The 16623-nt window shown below is 67.0% G+C and carries 14 protein-coding genes; 8 read left to right on the forward strand and 6 right to left on the reverse strand.

The features are described 5' to 3' along the window. Positions 1 to 71: 71 nt before the first annotated feature. Positions 72 to 1319, reverse strand: coding sequence for a glycoside hydrolase family 32 protein (locus BLW00_RS13375; RefSeq protein ID WP_092554978.1), 1248 nt, complete (start codon positions 1317 to 1319; stop codon positions 72 to 74). Positions 1320 to 1520: 201 nt separating this feature from the next. Here BLW00_RS13375 and BLW00_RS13380 point away from each other — a divergent pair, with 201 nt between their 5' ends. From BLW00_RS13380 to BLW00_RS13405, 6 genes are all read left to right on the forward strand, one after another. Next, positions 1521 to 2816, forward strand: a complete 1296-nt coding sequence (locus BLW00_RS13380; protein WP_245741582.1) for an ABC transporter substrate-binding protein — start codon at positions 1521 to 1523, stop codon at positions 2814 to 2816. Positions 2817 to 2894: 78 nt separating this feature from the next. Then, entirely contained in the window at positions 2895 to 3788 is an 894-nt protein-coding gene (locus BLW00_RS13385) for a carbohydrate ABC transporter permease (protein WP_092554980.1), read from the forward strand. Continuing rightward, a complete protein-coding gene (locus BLW00_RS13390; RefSeq protein ID WP_092554982.1) occupies positions 3785 to 4624 on the forward strand; it encodes a carbohydrate ABC transporter permease in 840 nt (279 codons plus the stop codon). The genes BLW00_RS13385 and BLW00_RS13390 overlap by 4 nt, the downstream gene beginning before the upstream one ends. Positions 4625 to 4686: 62 nt before the next feature. Continuing rightward, a complete protein-coding gene (locus BLW00_RS13395) occupies positions 4687 to 5748 on the forward strand; it encodes a LacI family DNA-binding transcriptional regulator (RefSeq protein ID WP_092554984.1) in 1062 nt (353 codons plus the stop codon). Beyond that, a complete protein-coding gene (locus BLW00_RS13400; protein WP_092554986.1) occupies positions 5741 to 6673 on the forward strand; it encodes a PfkB family carbohydrate kinase in 933 nt (310 codons plus the stop codon). Before BLW00_RS13395 ends, BLW00_RS13400 begins: the two co-directional genes overlap by 8 nt. Continuing rightward, the gene (locus tag BLW00_RS13405; RefSeq protein WP_092554988.1) at positions 6670 to 8019 is read left to right on the forward strand and encodes a NosD domain-containing protein; all 1350 of its coding nucleotides are present in this window, start codon (positions 6670 to 6672) and stop codon (positions 8017 to 8019) included. Before BLW00_RS13400 ends, BLW00_RS13405 begins: the two co-directional genes overlap by 4 nt. A 227-nt stretch (positions 8020 to 8246) precedes the next feature. Here BLW00_RS13405 and BLW00_RS13415 read toward each other — a convergent pair whose 3' ends face one another. From BLW00_RS13415 to BLW00_RS13435, 5 genes are all read right to left on the reverse strand, one after another. Continuing rightward, complete coding sequence (locus BLW00_RS13415; protein ID WP_092554992.1) at positions 8247 to 9257, reverse strand: LacI family DNA-binding transcriptional regulator; 1011 nt, start codon at positions 9255 to 9257, stop codon at positions 8247 to 8249. Positions 9258 to 9285: 28 nt separating this feature from the next. Continuing rightward, positions 9286 to 10182, reverse strand: coding sequence for a carbohydrate ABC transporter permease (locus BLW00_RS13420; protein ID WP_092554994.1), 897 nt, complete (start codon positions 10180 to 10182; stop codon positions 9286 to 9288). After that, complete coding sequence (locus tag BLW00_RS13425; protein ID WP_092554996.1) at positions 10179 to 11060, reverse strand: carbohydrate ABC transporter permease; 882 nt, start codon at positions 11058 to 11060, stop codon at positions 10179 to 10181. Before BLW00_RS13425 ends, BLW00_RS13420 begins: the two co-directional genes overlap by 4 nt. Before the next feature lie 58 nt (positions 11061 to 11118). Next, a complete protein-coding gene (locus BLW00_RS13430) occupies positions 11119 to 12468 on the reverse strand; it encodes an ABC transporter substrate-binding protein (RefSeq protein WP_092554998.1) in 1350 nt (449 codons plus the stop codon). A 62-nt stretch (positions 12469 to 12530) separates the two neighbouring features. After that, positions 12531 to 14027 (reverse strand): glycoside hydrolase family 32 protein, encoded by a 1497-nt coding sequence (locus tag BLW00_RS13435; RefSeq protein WP_092554999.1) that lies wholly within the window; start codon positions 14025 to 14027, stop codon positions 12531 to 12533. Positions 14028 to 14163: 136 nt separating this feature from the next. Between BLW00_RS13435 and BLW00_RS13440 the strand changes: the two genes are divergently transcribed. Next, positions 14164 to 15405 (forward strand): MFS transporter, encoded by a 1242-nt coding sequence (locus BLW00_RS13440; RefSeq protein WP_092555001.1) that lies wholly within the window; start codon positions 14164 to 14166, stop codon positions 15403 to 15405. A gap of 218 nt (positions 15406 to 15623) precedes the next feature. Beyond that, positions 15624 to 16526: an Abi family protein gene (locus BLW00_RS13445; RefSeq protein ID WP_245741583.1), complete on the forward strand. Its 903-nt coding sequence runs from the start codon at positions 15624 to 15626 to the stop codon at positions 16524 to 16526. The last annotated feature ends 97 nt before the right edge of the window (positions 16527 to 16623 follow it).

Below are 16623 nucleotides of genomic sequence, written 5' to 3' on the forward strand. Positions count from 1 at the left end.
TCGCACCGCTGTCGGCGGAAGTAGGTGTTCGCGTCGCGGGTGTGCCGGAGGACGATGCCGAGCGGGGATGGTCACTCGACGGCGAGCTGGGCCGGGCGCGAATCCTCGAGTTCGCGCTGCGGGCCTGTGCCGAATCGCGAGGTCGCCCCGATGCCGAAGACGGCTGCGCCGGTGAAGACCTCCACGGTCTCCTCGTCGACGAGGATCGTCACGACGCCGGCCGACGCAGGAACGACGGTGGTCGTGTCCATCCACGTGCACACGACACTCGTCGCGGTTCGGCGAACCCGGAGGGTGCCGGCGTCATTCGTCGTCGTCCATTCCTCGTCGCTGTCGAGCGTGTGCAGCGTGGGGCGGTGCTCATCCGTTCCGTCCGCGTGCACCGCGAGAGATGCCATGACCGACGGATGAGGTGCCGATACGAGGGTGTCGCCGTCGAGGCGCAGAACGTGCGGCACGCTCAGCGCGCTGGCACGGCCGGCGACCTCGTCGAGAACGCCGCGCATCCAGAAGATGAGGCACGGCTGCCCCGCTTCATCGCGGAAGAACGACGGCGCGTAGTAGCTCTCGCCGTAGGTGAGACGCCCCCAATGCTCCGGCTCGAAGCGGCCGTCTCTGAACTCGCCGATCGCGTAGACGACGTAGTACAGCTCGTCGTCCTGCCAGACCGACGTCACCATCACGTCGCGCCCGTCGATGGTGAAGATCTGCGGGCACTCCCAGAGCGATCCGGTCCACACGGGCTCGGTCTCCCGGGTGTTGCGCGAGGCGGCCAAGCCCTCGTACGACCACGCCGAGAGGTCGCCGGAGACGAACGAGCTCGCCGCGGCTTCTCCGCCGACGAGGGCGGTGCCGACGAGCATCCGCCAACGATCGCCGTCACGCACGACGAAGGGGTCGCGGAAGGCCACGGGGTCGAGGGGTGGAGCCTCCACGACCACCTCGCCCTTGGCCCAGACCAGCCAGTCGTCGTCGACGGGGGTGGCCGTGCGGATGCTCCCCACGCCGAAATCGGGAACCTGCACCGAGGTGTAGAAGATCGTCGGTCGGCCGTCGTCGTCGATCGCCATCGACCCCGACCAGATGCCGCCGTCTCCGTCACCCGGCTCGAGGGCGGGCGGATGCTCCGTCCAGGTGACCAGATCGGGCGAGGTCGCGTGGCCCCAACGGCAGTCCGGTGCCCAGGTGATGCGGTCGGGAACGAACTGGAAGAAGAGGTGGTACTGACCGTTGTGCCAGGTCAACGCCAGGGGGTCGTTGATCCAGCCCGATCGCGGGGTGAAATGCAGGCGGGGGCGTGGTCGCTGCGCGTCCGTCATGGGGGCGGCTCCTTCTGCGGCCTCCGTCGGTGGTGGCCGTGCTGTGACAATTATGGAGTTGACAAGACGTTTTGGCAAAACGTATTGTCATCACAGTCGCTTCGGGCGACCGACGCCGGACCACCCGGCGCGTACCCTCGCAATCACGCACCGCCGCACAGAATTGGAGCCGAAGTAATGATGCTTCGCACACACCGGCACTTGTCCCGACGCGTTCTCGTCGGAGCCGCAGGAGCCCTTGCCGCACTCACCGCCGTCACCCTCACCGGGTGCGGCGCCGGAGGGGGCACCTCCGCCTCCGGAGACGATTCGATCACCGTGCTCGTCGAGGCCGGCGGCCACGGGGAGCTGCAGCCGATCGCCGACCAGTTCGAGAAGGACACCGGCACGTCGGTGGAGTTCGTCGAGCTGCCCTACGACGGTCTCTACAACCGCCTCAACAGCGAGTTCGGCTCGGGCTCGCTGTCGTTCGACGTCGCAGCGCTCGACGCCATCTGGCTGCCGACCTTCGCCGAGGCGCTCACCCCGCTCGACGACATGTTCACCGACGACGTGAAATCCGATCTCTTCCCGTCGCTGGTCAGCGAGGCACAGGTCGACGGATCGTTCGTCGGCATGCCCGCCTGGACCAACTCCGAGATCCTCTACTACCGCACCGACCTCTTCGAAGACCCGACGCAGCAGGCGAACTTCAAGGCCCAGTACGGGTACGATCTTGCTCCGCCCACGACCTGGGAGCAGTACGCCGACATCGCGAAGTTCTTCACGCAGGACACGAACGGAGACGGCCAGGTCGACCTCTACGGCACCGACGTCAAGGGCGCCGTGGAGACCGAGTGGCTCGCCACCCTGTCGCAGACCGGCGAGACGAACATGGTGGTGGGTGACGACGGCACCGTGTCGCTCGGCGATGCCGACAGCCTCAAGGCGCTCGACTTCTACACCAGCCTTCTGCCCTACGCGCCGAGCGGCGCCGCGCAGCTGGACTGGGCGGGCTCGCAGAACCTCTTCAACCAGGGTCAGCTGGCGATGATGCGTTTCTGGGCGCACGCGTACAAGCAGATCCCCGCTGACTCGGCGGTCTCCGGCAACGTGGGCGTCACCACGATGATCGGCGGCCCGGGCGGAGTCGCCGGAGTCCCCGGCGCGTGGTACCTCTCCGTGCCCTCAGGCACCCCGAAGCAGGAGAAGGCGCTCGAGTTCGTGCAGTACGCCTATGACCACAACGATCTGTCGGTCGACACCGACCTGGGTCTGGCGTCACGGATCTCGGTGCTCGAGAAGTACGAGAGCGAGCCGGGCTTCGAGAACTACAAGCCGCTCGTCGACACCCTGAACGCGGAGGCCACCATCCCGCGGCCGGCCAACCCGAAGTGGCAGGAGATCGTGGACTCGGCGCTCATCCCGATGATCCAGAAGGCTGTCGTGCCGGGGGCGGACAACCAGAAGCTGCTCGACGACGCCAAGGCGCAAGTCGAAGACATCATCGGCGGCTGACCGCCGGCCGGTGGGTTTCCGCCCGCTCGCGGAAACCCACCGGCCTCTCCTGCCCACCACCTCACCGAAAGTCTCATCGTGCGTCTCACCGACCGCCGGTTCGCCTTCTTCTTGATGCTGCCGGCCACCCTCTTCCTCGCCGTGTTCGTGGCGTGGCCCCTGGTGCAGTTCATCTCGGACTCGTTCTTCGAGATCAGCAAGTTCGCCGGCGGCCCGCGCACCTTCGTGGGCCTCGACAATTACATCGAGGCCTTCACCTCCGGCGATTTCGGCAATGCCGCGTGGCGCACGCTCGTGTACACGGTCATCGTGGTCGTCTTCGAATTCGTGCTCGGTCTCACGGTCGCGTTGATCTTCACGGCCCTCGGCAACAGCTCCCGGGTGTTCCGCACGATCTTCCTCTACCCCCTGATGATCGCCCCGATCGTGGCCGGACTGCTCTGGCGGTTCCTGCTGATCGACAACTTCGGCATCGTCAACCAGCTGCTCACCGACGCCCACATCCTGCAAGACCCGGGTCAGATCCAGTGGCTCAGCGACCCGAACATCGCCCTGTTCTCGGTGGCCATCCCCGACATCTGGCTGACCACTTCGTTCATCTCGCTCATCCTCTTCGCCGGCCTGCAGAACATCCCCGGCGACGTCATCGAGGCGGCCCGGCTCGACGGCGCCCGCTACCCGACCATCCTGTTCCGCATCATCATCCCGCTGCTCCGGCCCGTGATCGCGGTCGCCCTCATCCTCCGCGGCATCGACGCCGCGAGGGCCTTCGACGTCATCCTCATCCAGACCAACGGCGGACCGCAGCAGAGCACGGAGACCATGTCGCTGCTCGTCTACCGCACCATGGTGCGCTTCGGCGACCCCGGCCTGGCGAGCGCCATGGGCACCATCTACCTGATCGCGATGCTCGCGGTGTCGGTCGCCGCCATCCTGCTCATCTGGCGACCCGGAAGTGAGAACGATCGATGAACGGCCTCGAAACCACCCGGATCAGTTCCCGCGTCATCCTCTGGATCGCGCTGGTTCTTCTCGTCGTGCTCTACGGCTTCCCGTTCCTCTACATGCTCTTCACCTCGTTCAAGACGCCGCTGGAGACCATCGCGGTGCCGCCGACGGTTCTTCCGTCGACCTGGACCGTCGAGAACTACGCGACGGCGATCGGCCGCGACGGTGTGGTGGCCTCGTTCATCAACAGCATCGTCACGGCGGTGCTCAGCACGCTCATCTCGCTCGTGCTGGCGGTGCCCGCGGCCTATGGCGTGACACGGTTCCGCACCAAGTTCGGACAGTTCTTCATCGTCGGCGCCCTCGTGATGCGGATGGTGCCGCCGATCGTCATCGGCGTTCCGATGATCGCGATCTTCCGCAACCTCGGCATCTCCGACACCTCGTTCGCGCTGGCCATCGCGCACGCCACCATCTCGCTGCCGTTGTCGATCTGGCTCATGTCGAGCTTCTTCGAGGCGGTGCCCGAAGAGCTCGAAGAGGCGGCGAAGATCGACGGCGCGAGCCGGCTCGGTGCGCTCTGGCGCGTCGTGCTCCCGGTGACCGCGGGCGGAGTGGCGGTCACGGCGATCTTCGCCTTCCTCGCCTCCTGGAACGAGTTCCTCTTCGCCCTCCTCCTCACGGCCACGAGGTCGCAGACCACCCCGATCGTCATCGCGAACTTCCAGACCCAGTTCGGCCTCGACTGGGGAGCGATGACCGCTCTGGCGGTGCTCTATTCGGTTCCCGTCATCCTTCTCGCCCTTGTGCTGCAGCGTCACATCGTCGCCGGACTCACCGCCGGTGCGGTCAAAGGCTGACGGGCTCGACGAGAATGGTCGCCAACCAGGTTCGAACCGAACGCACGCAGAGGACGAGAGCAATGGCACGCAACACAGTGGGCATCCGGGACGTCGCTCGTGAAGCCGGGGTCTCGGTCACCACCGTCTCCCACATCCTCAACGACGTCGAATCGGCGAGGGCGAGCGACGAGACGCGCGAACGGGTGCGGGCCACGGCGCAGCGGCTCGGCTACGGGGCCAACCGCATCGCGAGGAGTCTCCGGCGGCAGCAGTCCGAGATGATCGGTCTGCTGAGCGAGGAGATCGCCACCACACCGCACGCGGGTCGCATCATCCTCGGCGCCCAGCAGGCGGCGCGGGAGCGAGGCTTGACGCTGGTCTTGATCAACACCACGCGCGACGCGCTCGACATCCAGCGCGACACGGATGCGCTGCTCCGCCAGCAGGTCGACGGCGTTCTCTACGCCACCATGTATCACCGCGAGATCGCGCTCCCGGAGTCCCTCCGGGCCGTGCCGACGGTGCTGATCGACTCGACGTCGGAGGACGGACGCGTGCCCTCGGTCGTGCCCGACGAGGAGGGCGGGGCGTACGTCGCAGTCGACGAACTCATCCGGCACGGACACCGACGCATCGGCTTCATCACCAACTCCGACGACGTGCCCGCCACCCGAGGGCGGCTGGCGGGGTACCGCAAGGCGCTCGCCGACGCCGGACTGGACTTCGATCCGACCCTCGTCGTCGCCGAGCCCTCCGAGACTCCGGGCGGCTACAAGGCCGCGGTCGAGGTGCTCGGGCGGCCCGATCGGCCGACGGGCCTGTTCTGCTACAACGACCGGATGGCGATGGGCGCCTACCGCGCGGCGGCCGAACTCGGTCTCCGCATTCCCGACGACCTCTCCCTCGTCGGCTTCGACAACCAGGAGCTCATCGCCGAGGGCCTCTATCCCGCCCTCACGACCGTGGCGCTCCCGCACTTCGAAATGGGGGAGTGGGCGCTCGGCGCCCTCACCACGCTGATGGAGGCCGGAGACGATTCCGATCAGGAGACCGTCTACGAGGTGGCCGTGCTGCCCTGCCCGCTCGTGCGGCGGCAGTCGGTCGCGGCACCGGCGCGCTCGAAGGAGAGCGTCGATGAGTGAGCTGCTCGTCATCGGTGAGGCGCTCGTCGACGTGGTGTCGACCGCGGACGGTCGCGAGGCCCACGCCGGCGGAAGCCCCATGAACGTCGCGGTCGGTCTGGCCCGGTTGGGGGCATCCGTGACCCTGGCGACACGGATCGGCACCGACGAGAACGGGCGTCTTCTCTCGGATCATCTCGCTCGCTCGGGCGTGGAGCTGACGCGCGGGTCGGTCGATCCCGCCTTCCGCACCTCGTCGGCGACGGCGACCATCCAATCCGACGGATCGGCGCGGTACGACTTCGACATCACCTGGGACATCGCCGCTCCTCCGGTCGCCGGGTTCGGGGCGATCCATTCGGGGTCGATCGGGGCCCTGCTGTCGCCGGGAGGCGAGGTCGTCGCGGCCTGTTTCGAGGCCGCCGGGCCCGGCGTCCTCCGCTCGTTCGACCCGAACATCCGCCCGTCGGTGCTGGGACCGCGGGAGACCGTGCTCCCCGCCGTCGAGCGTCTCGCGCGCCGGAGCACCGTCATCAAGCTGAGCGACGAGGATGCGGCCTGGCTGCACCCGGGGCTCGATGCGGCCGAGGCGACGGCGCACTACGCGCGACTCGGGGCCACGATCGTGATCGTCACCCAGGGTGCATCCGGGAGCCTTCTCCGGCTCGGCGCGGAGACGGCGTTCGTCCCGGCCGTGACCACCGAGGTGGCCGACACCATCGGGGCCGGCGACTCCTACATGGCGGGGCTGCTCTACTTCCTCACCACGACGGTCGGCATCGATCCGGTCGTGAGCGGGTCGGCTTCGTTGGCCGAGGCTGTGGACGCGGCCTCGTTCGCGGCGGCCTGCGCGGCCGTCACGGTGAGCCGGCCGGGCGCCGACCTGCCGCGGCTCGACGAGGTCGCCTCTCTCTCAACACTCCGTTCCGAAAGCGAGACCCCATGAGCGCCGCCAACCGGTATGACGTGACCGAGTGGCCCGTCGGAGACCCGTTCGACGACGTCGGCGAGGTGATGATGAGCATCCTCGCCGACATCAAGCGACGACAGTCCGCCACCGACGAGAACGACGGCGGCAAGCCGGGCGCCGTCATTTACATCCCGCCGGGGGACTTCCGTCTGCGCACCCAGGTCGTGATCGACGCCAGCTTCCTCCGGATCGAAGGCTCCGGTCACGGATTCACCTCGTCGAGCATCCGTTTCAACGTGCCCGAAGACGAGTGGCCCGATCTGCACGAACTCTGGCCGGGCGGCAGCCGAATCCTCGTCGACATCCCTCCGGAGAGGCGCGCGCAGCGATCCGACGGCGCCGCCTTCCTCGTCGAACGGCAGGGGAGTCCGCGGATCAGCTCGGTGGAGTTCTCGAACTTCTGCATCGACGGTCTGCACTTCACCGCCGACGGCTCCGACCGGCATCCGGAGAACACCTACGCGAACGGGAAGACCGGCATCCACGTCGCCGGCGCCAACGATTCGTTCCGGGTGAACGGCATGGGGTTCGTCTACCTCGAGCACGCTCTCACCATCCACAACGCGGATGCGCTGTCGATCCACGACAACTTCGTCGCCGAGTGCGGGAGCTGCATCGAGCTGCGCGGGTGGGGTCAGGCGTCGAAGATCACCGACAACCTCATCGGAGCCGGCCCGAGCGGCTACTCGATCTACGCCGAGAACCACGGCGGCCTCCTCGTCACGGCGAACAACGTCTTTCCGCGCGGTGCGAGCAGCGTGTACTTCAGCGGCGTCACGCGCTCGAGCATCACGGCCAATCGGTTGCACTCCTTCTACCCGGGCATGGTCGTTCTCGACGCCGACAGCTCCGAGAACCTCGTGGCCTCCAACCATCTGCTGCGCGACCACGAGCCCTGGACCCCGTTCCTCGGAGTCGACAACGGTCTCGACGACGGCTACGGACTGGTGCGGATCAGCGGCAACGGCAACTCCGTCATCGGCAACCACATCTCCGAGGTCGTCGACTCCCGGAGCCTCCGGTCTGCCGGCACCCCGCCGACGATCATCAGACTGGTGGCGGGCACGGGCAACTACGTGGCGACCAACCATGTCGTGGCGAGCGACGTGAGCGCGTCGTCGAGCGGCTCCGCGTTCGAGGCCCAGGTCGACGCCCTGCTGAGCACGGCGGTGTCGAACTCCCTCGACGTGCTGACCGTCGTGGCCGACCCGGAATCGACGGGCAACACGATCCTCGACTCGGGGACCGAGGCCCAGATCGTCGCCGATCGGCGCGCCAACGCGGTGAGGGCCACCCCCACGATCGGCGCCCCCAGCGCCTGACGGAGTCGCCGGCCGAGCGGATGGTCGCGGTCGGCCTCAGACGGATGCCCGGCGCCCGAGTGGATGGCCGCGGTCGGCCTCAGACGGATGTCCGGGGGTCCGACGGTCGAGTGACGGTCGCGGTCGCCCTCAGGCGGATGTCCAGGGGCCTGACGGCCGAGCGGGCGGTCGCGGTCGGCCTGACGGACGCCCGGGGCCAGACGGCCGAGTGACGGCCGCGGTTCGCCTCAGACGGATGCCCGCGGAACCGGCGGGCAGGAGATCGCGAGCGGCGCTCCCGTCGGGGCCTCTTGCAGTCCGAGGAGCACCCGCACCCCCGCTGCGCCGAGTTCGTAGTGGGGGAGCGCGACCGTCGACAGCGGCGGCCGAAGGTGAGCGGCGATGACCTCCTGGTTGTCGAAGCCCACGACCGCGATGTCGTTCGGGATGGTCAGGCCGAGTTCGCGCAGGCCGTCGTAGAGACCCATCGCCACCCGGTCGTTGTGACAGAAGACGCCGGTCACGCCGAGGTCGCGGATGCGGCCGGCGACGGCGTATCCGCCCTCCTGTTCGGGCGCGGCATCCAACACCAGAGTGGGGTCGAAGGCGATACCGGCACCCTGCAAGGCGTCGCGGTAGCCGGCCAGACGGCCTGATCGCGCGGGCGACGGGGTGGTGGTGTTCACGAACGCGATGCGGGTGTGGCCCGCGTTCAGCAGCAACCGGGTGGCCACGTTTCCCCCTTCCCGCTCGTCGGGCACGACCGCGGGGGCGGGCGTCGCGGTGTCGAAGCAGTCGACGAGCACGTACTCGGTCTCGTGCAGCGCCGGCGGAGCGGTGACGGCGCGGTGGTACCACGTGGAGTAGAGGATGCCCCGCACTTTGTGCTCGAGCATCATCGAGATGGCGGCCTCCTCCGCGGCGAGATCGCCCTCGGTGTTGGCGACGAGCAGCACATAGCCGTGCTTCCAGGCCTCGTCCTGGGCGCCGTGGATGATCTGACCGGCGAACGGGGTGGTGGCGATCGCGTCGGCGACGAGGCCGATGAAGTTCGAGCTCCCGCTGGAGAGCGTCTTCGCGAGAGCGTTCGGACGGAATCCCAGCTCCTTGACGGCGTCGAGCACGCGCTGCCGTGCCTCGGGCCCGATCCTCGCCCCCTTCTTGTCGTTGACCACGTACGACACGGTCGCGATCGACACTCCGGCCGCCTCGGCCACCTGGCGCATCGTGATGGGCTGGCCCGCCCGGTCGGCGCTCATCGGTTCACTCGTTTCGGACACGTGACGATCATCCCTTAGTCGCGCCGCTCGCGAGGCTGTAGGTCATGGCTTTGTTCAAGACCAGGAACACCAGGAGCAACGGGGTGATGCTCACGCACACCGCGGCGAAGGTCGCGGTCCAGTCGACCTTGCCCATCGCGCCGATGTAGTTCTGCAGCCCGAGCGGGATCGTCTTGAGGTCGTCGGTCAGCACGAAGGTGTTGGCGAAGATGAAGTCGTTCCAGATGAAGATGCTGTTGACCATCGCCACCGTCACCATCGTGTTCACCGACAACGGCAGGGTGATCTGCCCGAAGATGCGGTAGGGCCCCGCGCCGTCGAGTGACGCCGCCTCGTAGATCTCGCCGGGGATGTACTCGTAGAACGACGAGAAGAGGTAGATCGACGTCGGAAGCGCGAACCCGGCGAGCGGGATGATGATCGACTGGTACGTGTCGAGCAGGTTGACCGCGGCGTAGTCGACGAAGAGCGGCACCAGGGCCACCTGCACCGGCACGATGATGCCGATGAGGAACAGCGCCCGCACGAACTTGCTGAAGCGGAAGCCCAGCACCTGCAGGGCATAGGCCCCCATCATCCCGAGGAAGACGATCACCACGATCGCGCCGACCGTGACGATGAGGGAGTTCAGGATGTTGAGGCCCAGGTTCCCCGTGGCGAAGGCTCGCGTGTAGTTGTCGAAGGTGATCTCGGTGGGGAGGGCGAAGGGATTGCCTCCGGCGAAGTCCTGCTCGGTGCGCACGCTCGTGATGAAGAGCCACGCGAGGGGGTAGACCTGCACGATGACGATCAGCGCGACGATGACGCCGGTGAGCTTGCGCTGCAGATGCAACTGTCGGCGGCGCGGCCGCGGCAGGCTCTCCTGCTCGGAGGGGCGGATGGGGCGGGTCGCCGTGAGCGTCATGCGTCGGCCTTACGTCGGAGGAGCAGGAAGATGAGGCCGACCGCGACGAGGCACTCCACCACCACGAAGACCGAGATCGTGCTCGCGTAGCCGTAGTTCGTGCTCGTGAACGCCGTCTTGTACATGTAGGTCGTGAGGAGCTCGGACGACTGGCCGGGGCCGCCGTTGGTGAGGAGGTAGGGGATGTCGAACCCGCGGAGGGCGTTCGTGGTGGCGATGATGGTCGTCGTGATCCACACGGGGCGGATGTAGGGGAACCGGATGCGCCAGAACGTCTGCCACCACGACGCCCCGTCGAGCTTCGCCGCCTCCTCGAGCTCGGCCGGCACGGCGAGCAGAGCGGCGTAGATGATGAGCATGTAGAGCCCGGTGAAGCGCCATCCCTCCGGCACGGAGACGGCGGCCAGCACCGTGCCGACGTCGGAGAGCCAGGCGTTCTGCAGGTTGCCGAGGCCGATGAACTCCAGCACCTGGTTGATGAGTCCCTCGGGGTCGAGGGAGTAGATGCGCTGGAACAGGAACGCGATCGCCACGGTGGAGATCACCGCAGGCAGGATGTAGAGCGTCTTGACGACTTCGCGTCCCCGGCGGAGCAGGGTGAGCAGGCTCGCCACGATCAGCGCCCCTCCGAGCTGGAGAACCAGGCAGATCACCACGTAGCCGAGGGTGTTGCGGAACGCGATCCAGAACACGGTGTCACCCGTGAACATCCGGATGTAGTTCTCGAACCCCACGAAGAGCATCGGGCTGATGCCGTCCCAGTCGAAGAAGCTGAGGAACAGCGACTGGAAGATGGGCAGCAGCACGGCGATGCCGTACAGGGCGAGCGGCGGTAGCAGGAAGACCAGCACGGAGAGGCGTGACCGCTGGGGAAGCATCGGCGTCCCCTTCCTGTGGGGCCCGGAGGCCCCACATCAGGCGTGGATGGGTGGGCGGTTACTGGAAGGCTTTCGGCCCGTTGTCGGCGATCACGCCGTCCATGGTGCTGATGAACTCGTCGGGGTCGACCTCGCCCTGCAGCAACAGGGTGAGTTCCTGCTGGAGACGGGTGTTCGAGGTCGGGTCGAGCTGGGTGTCCCACGGCATCGCCGTCTTCTCGCCGACGTCGTTGGCCTGGTCGACCGCGCGCTGATAGAGAGGAGTGGCGTTGTCTGGGATGGTGGTCTGCACGTTCGTGGTGGGGGAGAGCGCGCCGGTGGCCGCGTACACCTCGGGGTAGCGCTTGAGGGCGAAGGAGAGGAAGTCGCGCACCAGCGGGTCGTAGGTCTTCGCGTTCACGGCCATGCCGATGCCCGACGGCGAGACGTACTCGTTGGCGGCCGTCACCGAGTCGGCGGTGACCGGAAGCGTGAAGTAGTCGATGTCGTCGCGCACCGAGGGGTCGAGTGCGTCGGTGGCGAGGCTGTTCAGCTCCCAGGTGCCGATGTTGTACACGGCGGCCTTGCCCGAGGTGAAGGAGGCCTGGGCGTCGGAGTATCCGGTCGACGAGAAGCCGTCTTGGAAGCATCCGGCCGATCCGAGGTCGCTCAGCCACTGCACGGCCTGCTCACCGGTCGCGTCGCTGAGCTTCGCGTCGCCCTTCTTGAGCTGCTGCACGTAGTCGGGACCCGCGGTGCGGAAGGGGTAGTAGGCCATGTACCGCTCGAGCGGCCACTGGTCTTGGCCGTCGAGTGCGATGGGGGTGATGCCGGCAGCGCGGAGCTTCGTGCACATCGCGGGGAAGTCGTCGAGGGTCTTCGGCACCTCGACCCCGGCCTGCTCGAACAGGGCCTTGTTGTACCAGAAGAACTCCAGCTGGAACTCGAACGGCACCATGTAGAGGGAGCCGTCGTCGAACCGCTGGTAGTTCAGAGCGGCCGGCCGGTAGTCGTCGTAGACGCCGAGATCTTTCAGCAACGCCTCGGCGTCCATCATCGTGCCTTGCGAGGCGAGCTTCTGGGCGAACGGGGTCGCATCCGTGTCGAACAGTTCGGGCAGCTTGTTCGCGGCGGCCAGAGTCTCGTACTTCTGGATGTACGACGGTCGGTCGGGCGTGGTGATCAGGTTGAGGGCGAAGCCGGGGTGGTCTTTCGCGTACTCGTCGGCGATCTGCTCCATCGCGGTGATCACGCCGCCGTCGGACGGCCGGGAGAGCAGCCAGGAGATCTCGCGGGGAACGATCTCGCCTTCAGGGCTCACATCGGTCGGGTCGCTGCTGCCGGAGCTGCCACCGGAGCAGCCGCTGAGCAGCAATCCGATGGTGGCCACCGTGGCTGCGAGGGCGAGTCGTGTGCGGGTCTTGTTCATGTGTTCCATCTCCATTGATCGAAGGGTAGGTGAGGATTGGTGCTGGTGGCGAAGCGTGAAGGTCAGGCGTACTGCCGGTCGGAACGGGTCATCGCGGAATCCGCGTCGGAGGCGGGGGATCGGTCGGGCCGCGCCGACACCTCGAAGTGGTGCGCGGTCACCGATCCCTCGCCGACGAACACGCCGATGCGGCCGCCGGTGTGGTCGTAGATCCGGGTGCTGAGGGTGGTGCGGTCGTCGAGGTTCACGACGCACAGGTCGTTCTCCACGATCACGTCGAGCCGGTGCCGGCCGGGCGCGAGATCGCACGGGCGCTCCAGCTCGATGAGGAACGGCACGTCGCCGGAGATCTCCCACTGCCCGTCGCCCGTGCGCCGCCGGGGCCAGCGATCGAAGACCATCCGGTTGCGCTTGGGTTCGAGACGCACGATGTAGGAGGCATCGCCGTCGCCGCTGGAGCGGAGGAGAAGGCCGCATTCCGTGGTTCCGTGCTCGATGTCGAGCGTGACCGAGGCGCGGAAGGCGGCCGGTGTTTCCTGGTCGGAGAGCAGCGCGGTGTAGCCGTCCGGGGCGGCGAGCACGAGGGGGTCGCCGCTCGGGCGGCCGGCAAAGGTGGTGGTCACGGCCTCACTGAAGCTCTCTCGCGTTTCGGCGGCGAAGCCGAAGGCGAGCGTGCCGTCCGCGTTCTGTCGTGCTTCGAGCACCGACAGGGTGCCGGCCCACTGCCAGGCCCCGTCGTCGCGGGAATCCTCCTTGCTCGCGATCCAGCCGAAGAAGAAGCGGCGGCCGTTCAGCTCGGCGGTCTTCGAGGCGTAGAAGGCGCGGCCGTCGATGCTGTCGAACTCGGGAACCTGCCACGGGCCGTCGAGGGAGCGGGCCATCCGATAGCGCGTCGTGAAGCCTTCGGAGAACTCCGAGTAGACGAGGTACCACCAGTCGCCCCACTGGAACACCTCGGGGCATTCGTGAGCGATGTAGCGGCGAGGATCCCAGAACGGCTCCACGGGCTCCCACGTGACGAGGTCGGTCGAGATGCACTGGGCGATCACGCCGCGCCGCCGCTCGGGGCCGTCGGTGTGCCGGGCGGCGATGAGCATCCGCCAGACTCCGGCGGCCTCGTCGCGGAACACGAAGGGATCGCGCCAGTCGGCGGATTCGTAGCCGGCGGATGCGCCGAAGGTGTGCTCCGGATGCCGGGTCCAGCTGGTCATCCCGTCTGAACTGGTGGCGTGCATCACCAGCTGCAGCGGAAGTCCGTCGGAGCCCAGGTGGCGCGGGTTCTGGCCGGTGTAGAAGAGGTGGAAGGTGTTCCCCTGCTGCACGATGCTTCCGGTGTAGACGTTGAAGTCGGGATCGTCGGTCGTGCCGTGTTCGAAGGCGAGCCCTTCGTCGTCGAAGTGGACGAGATCGCGCGTGGTGACGAGGTGCCACGGGGTGCCCGGCTTCGGGTCGGACCGCTCTTCGTAGAGGTAGAAGAGCGCGAGGTCGCCGTCGTGCTGGAAGGGGATGATGTCTCCCACCCACGCGCCGCGCGGCTGGAAGAAAGTGTGATCGGGCATCGTCGTCGAGTCCTTTGGTTAAACGCTTGATCATGACCATAAGGGATGAAATTGAGATGATCAAGCGGTTAAGCAATTTAAGCGTCCGGCTGGCTCGTCGCCTGGCGAACGGCCGATCTCCGTCAGACTGGCTTCTGTGACAAGAAGCTCTTCCTACCCCGTCGTCGACGTTCTGCGCACCCGGCATACCGGGTATCTGCTCTTCACCTCGTTGCTCGGTCGCCTCCCGGGCGCGATGGCGGCGCTGGCGATCGTGCAGCTCGTGCGTTCCACGAACGGCGACTTCGGCTTCGCCGGGCTCATCACCGCGGTCTACGTCGTCGCCGGGGCGGTCGGGCAGCCGCTTCTCGGACGGTTGATCGACCGCTTCGGGCAGGTCGCCATTCTGGCGGTCAGCGGCATCCTGAGCTTTCTCGCGTTCACCGGGATGGCGCTGATGCTCGACCCGCTGCCGGGTGTGGCGGTGGTGCTAGCCGCGGCCGCTGGGGTCTTCACGCCGCCGCTCGAGCCGGCGCTTCGGGCGTTGTGGCCGCGCCTCGTGACCCCGGGCCCGCAGCTGAAGGCTGCTTTCAGCTTGGATGCCGGCGCTCAGGAGATCATCTTCATCCTCGGCCCGCTGCTCACCGTCGTCGGTATCGCGGTCTTCGGCCCGGTCGGCAACCTGCTGTGCGCGGGAGGGCTCGGCCTGGTCGGTGCGCTCGCGTTCATCCTCAACCCGGCGCCGCGCGCCGCGTCGGCTCGTCGTCGCAGCCATGTGACCGCCCATCTGGGCATCCGTTCACCCATCCTCATCCCCGCTGTCGCGCGGGTCGCCGTGTTCACGTTCGGCATCGGCGTGCCCGTCGGCGCGCTGACCATCGTCGCGACGGCCTCCGAGGCGGCCCGCTCCACCGACGGCCTCGCCGGCTGGCTCCTCGCCGTGAACGCGCTCGGCGCCCTCGTCGGAGCGACCGTCGTCGGCATCCGCCCTCTCGGCTCCACCCCGGCACGCCTCCTCACGCTCTGCGGCATGCTGCTCGCCATCGGATACCTCCCGCTCTCCGCGACCGCGCTCCCCACGTGGGCGTTCGTCGTCGCCGCCGGCATCTCCGGCTTGATGCTCCCGCCGACCCTGGGCCAGGTCTTCGAGCGGATCTCGCAACTCAGCCCCGCGGCCGCCCTCACCGAGGCGAACGGCTGGATCGTCAGCGCGATGACCCTCGGAATCGGCGCGGGCACTCTCGTGGCGGGCGTGGTGGTCGGTGCCGCCGGCACGTCCGTGGTGACGTGGATCGTGCTCGGTGCGTCGGCCCTCACTGCGCTCGTGTCCCTGGTCGCGCTGCCCAGTAAGAGTGTGATCGCCCCGCAGAGCGCGGCATCGCGATCTGCGGTTGGATGATCGATTTCGTGACGCAGCAGCACCGAGTTGTCCGGCGTAAGCGCCAGTCATGGCCCCGACTCGAGGACTAAGAGGTGACGCGCCAGTGCAATAATTGACAATATGTCAGCAAAGCTTCACGCGAGACGACCTCAAATGGTAAAGTATTCGCATCACGACCGGTTCCGCCTACATGTTAGGTCCAGGGCCGGTCTTCGCTTTACCCGGAGTGCGCGATCGTGACCGCGGTGAAGCAATACCGGGACTACGACGACCTGATAGATCTGCTGATCCACCGCGGCATGGACGTCGGCGATCGCCTACAGGCGACGCAGGAACTCCAGCGGGTCAGCTATTACCGCCTCAGTGGCTATTGGTATCCCTTCCGAAAGCTAGAGAATGCCGCCCGACAGGACGACTTCTATCCAGGCACCACCCTGACAGCTGTCTTGGATCTATACCGGTTCGACCAAGGTTTGCGATCGATGACCTTCGCAGCCCTGGGCAGTATCGAGTTGGCTGTTCGGGCTTCGCTGGGCCACGCGTTAGGCGCTCTCGATGAGTGCGCTCACTTGCGCAGAGACCGTCTTGGCCCGATTGCCCAAGGGGATGCTTACGACGAGTGGGCGGCGAAGCTCGAGAAGTCCCAGAACGAGTCGCGAGAAGACTTCGTCGACCATCATGCACGAAAGTACGGCGGAACCCTTCCCGTCTGGGTGGCGGTCGAATTGCTCGATTGGGGTAGCCTCACGAGGCTCTACAACTTCGCTCCCCGTGCAACTCAAGATCAGATAGCCGGAGAATTCGGACTCTCAGCTCCACAACTCGGCTCCTGGCTCAAATCTCTCAACGTCGTGCGCAATGTGTGCGCCCATCATGGTCGATTCTTCAACCGTGTCTTCGCTATCGCACCAAAGCTCCCGTCTCCTGGCCGCTTCCCCGGGCTGGATGAATGCGGCCCCTTCACGAGAGCCTTCGGGCACCTCTCGATGATTCAATTCCTGCTCGAGCAACGGGGCATCGGCAGACTCGCTGTCTTGCCCGCCGTTTTGAAGGGCTTCCCCACGATGCCCACTGTCAACATCACTCACCTAGGCGCTCCGCCGAACTGGTCGGAGCTCGCCCTCTGGGGAAGTTCGTGATCGGGGTTGCACCGAGGAGGCCAGTGCACCGACGAAGCGAGTTGCGACCAAACCTTCGGGGGATGGCCGCCCGACAGTAGCCTGGTTGCGAACCAGC

This window comes from Herbiconiux ginsengi, assembly GCF_900107435.1.
In the GTDB taxonomy this organism is placed as follows: Bacteria; Actinomycetota; Actinomycetes; order Actinomycetales; family Microbacteriaceae; genus Herbiconiux; species Herbiconiux ginsengi.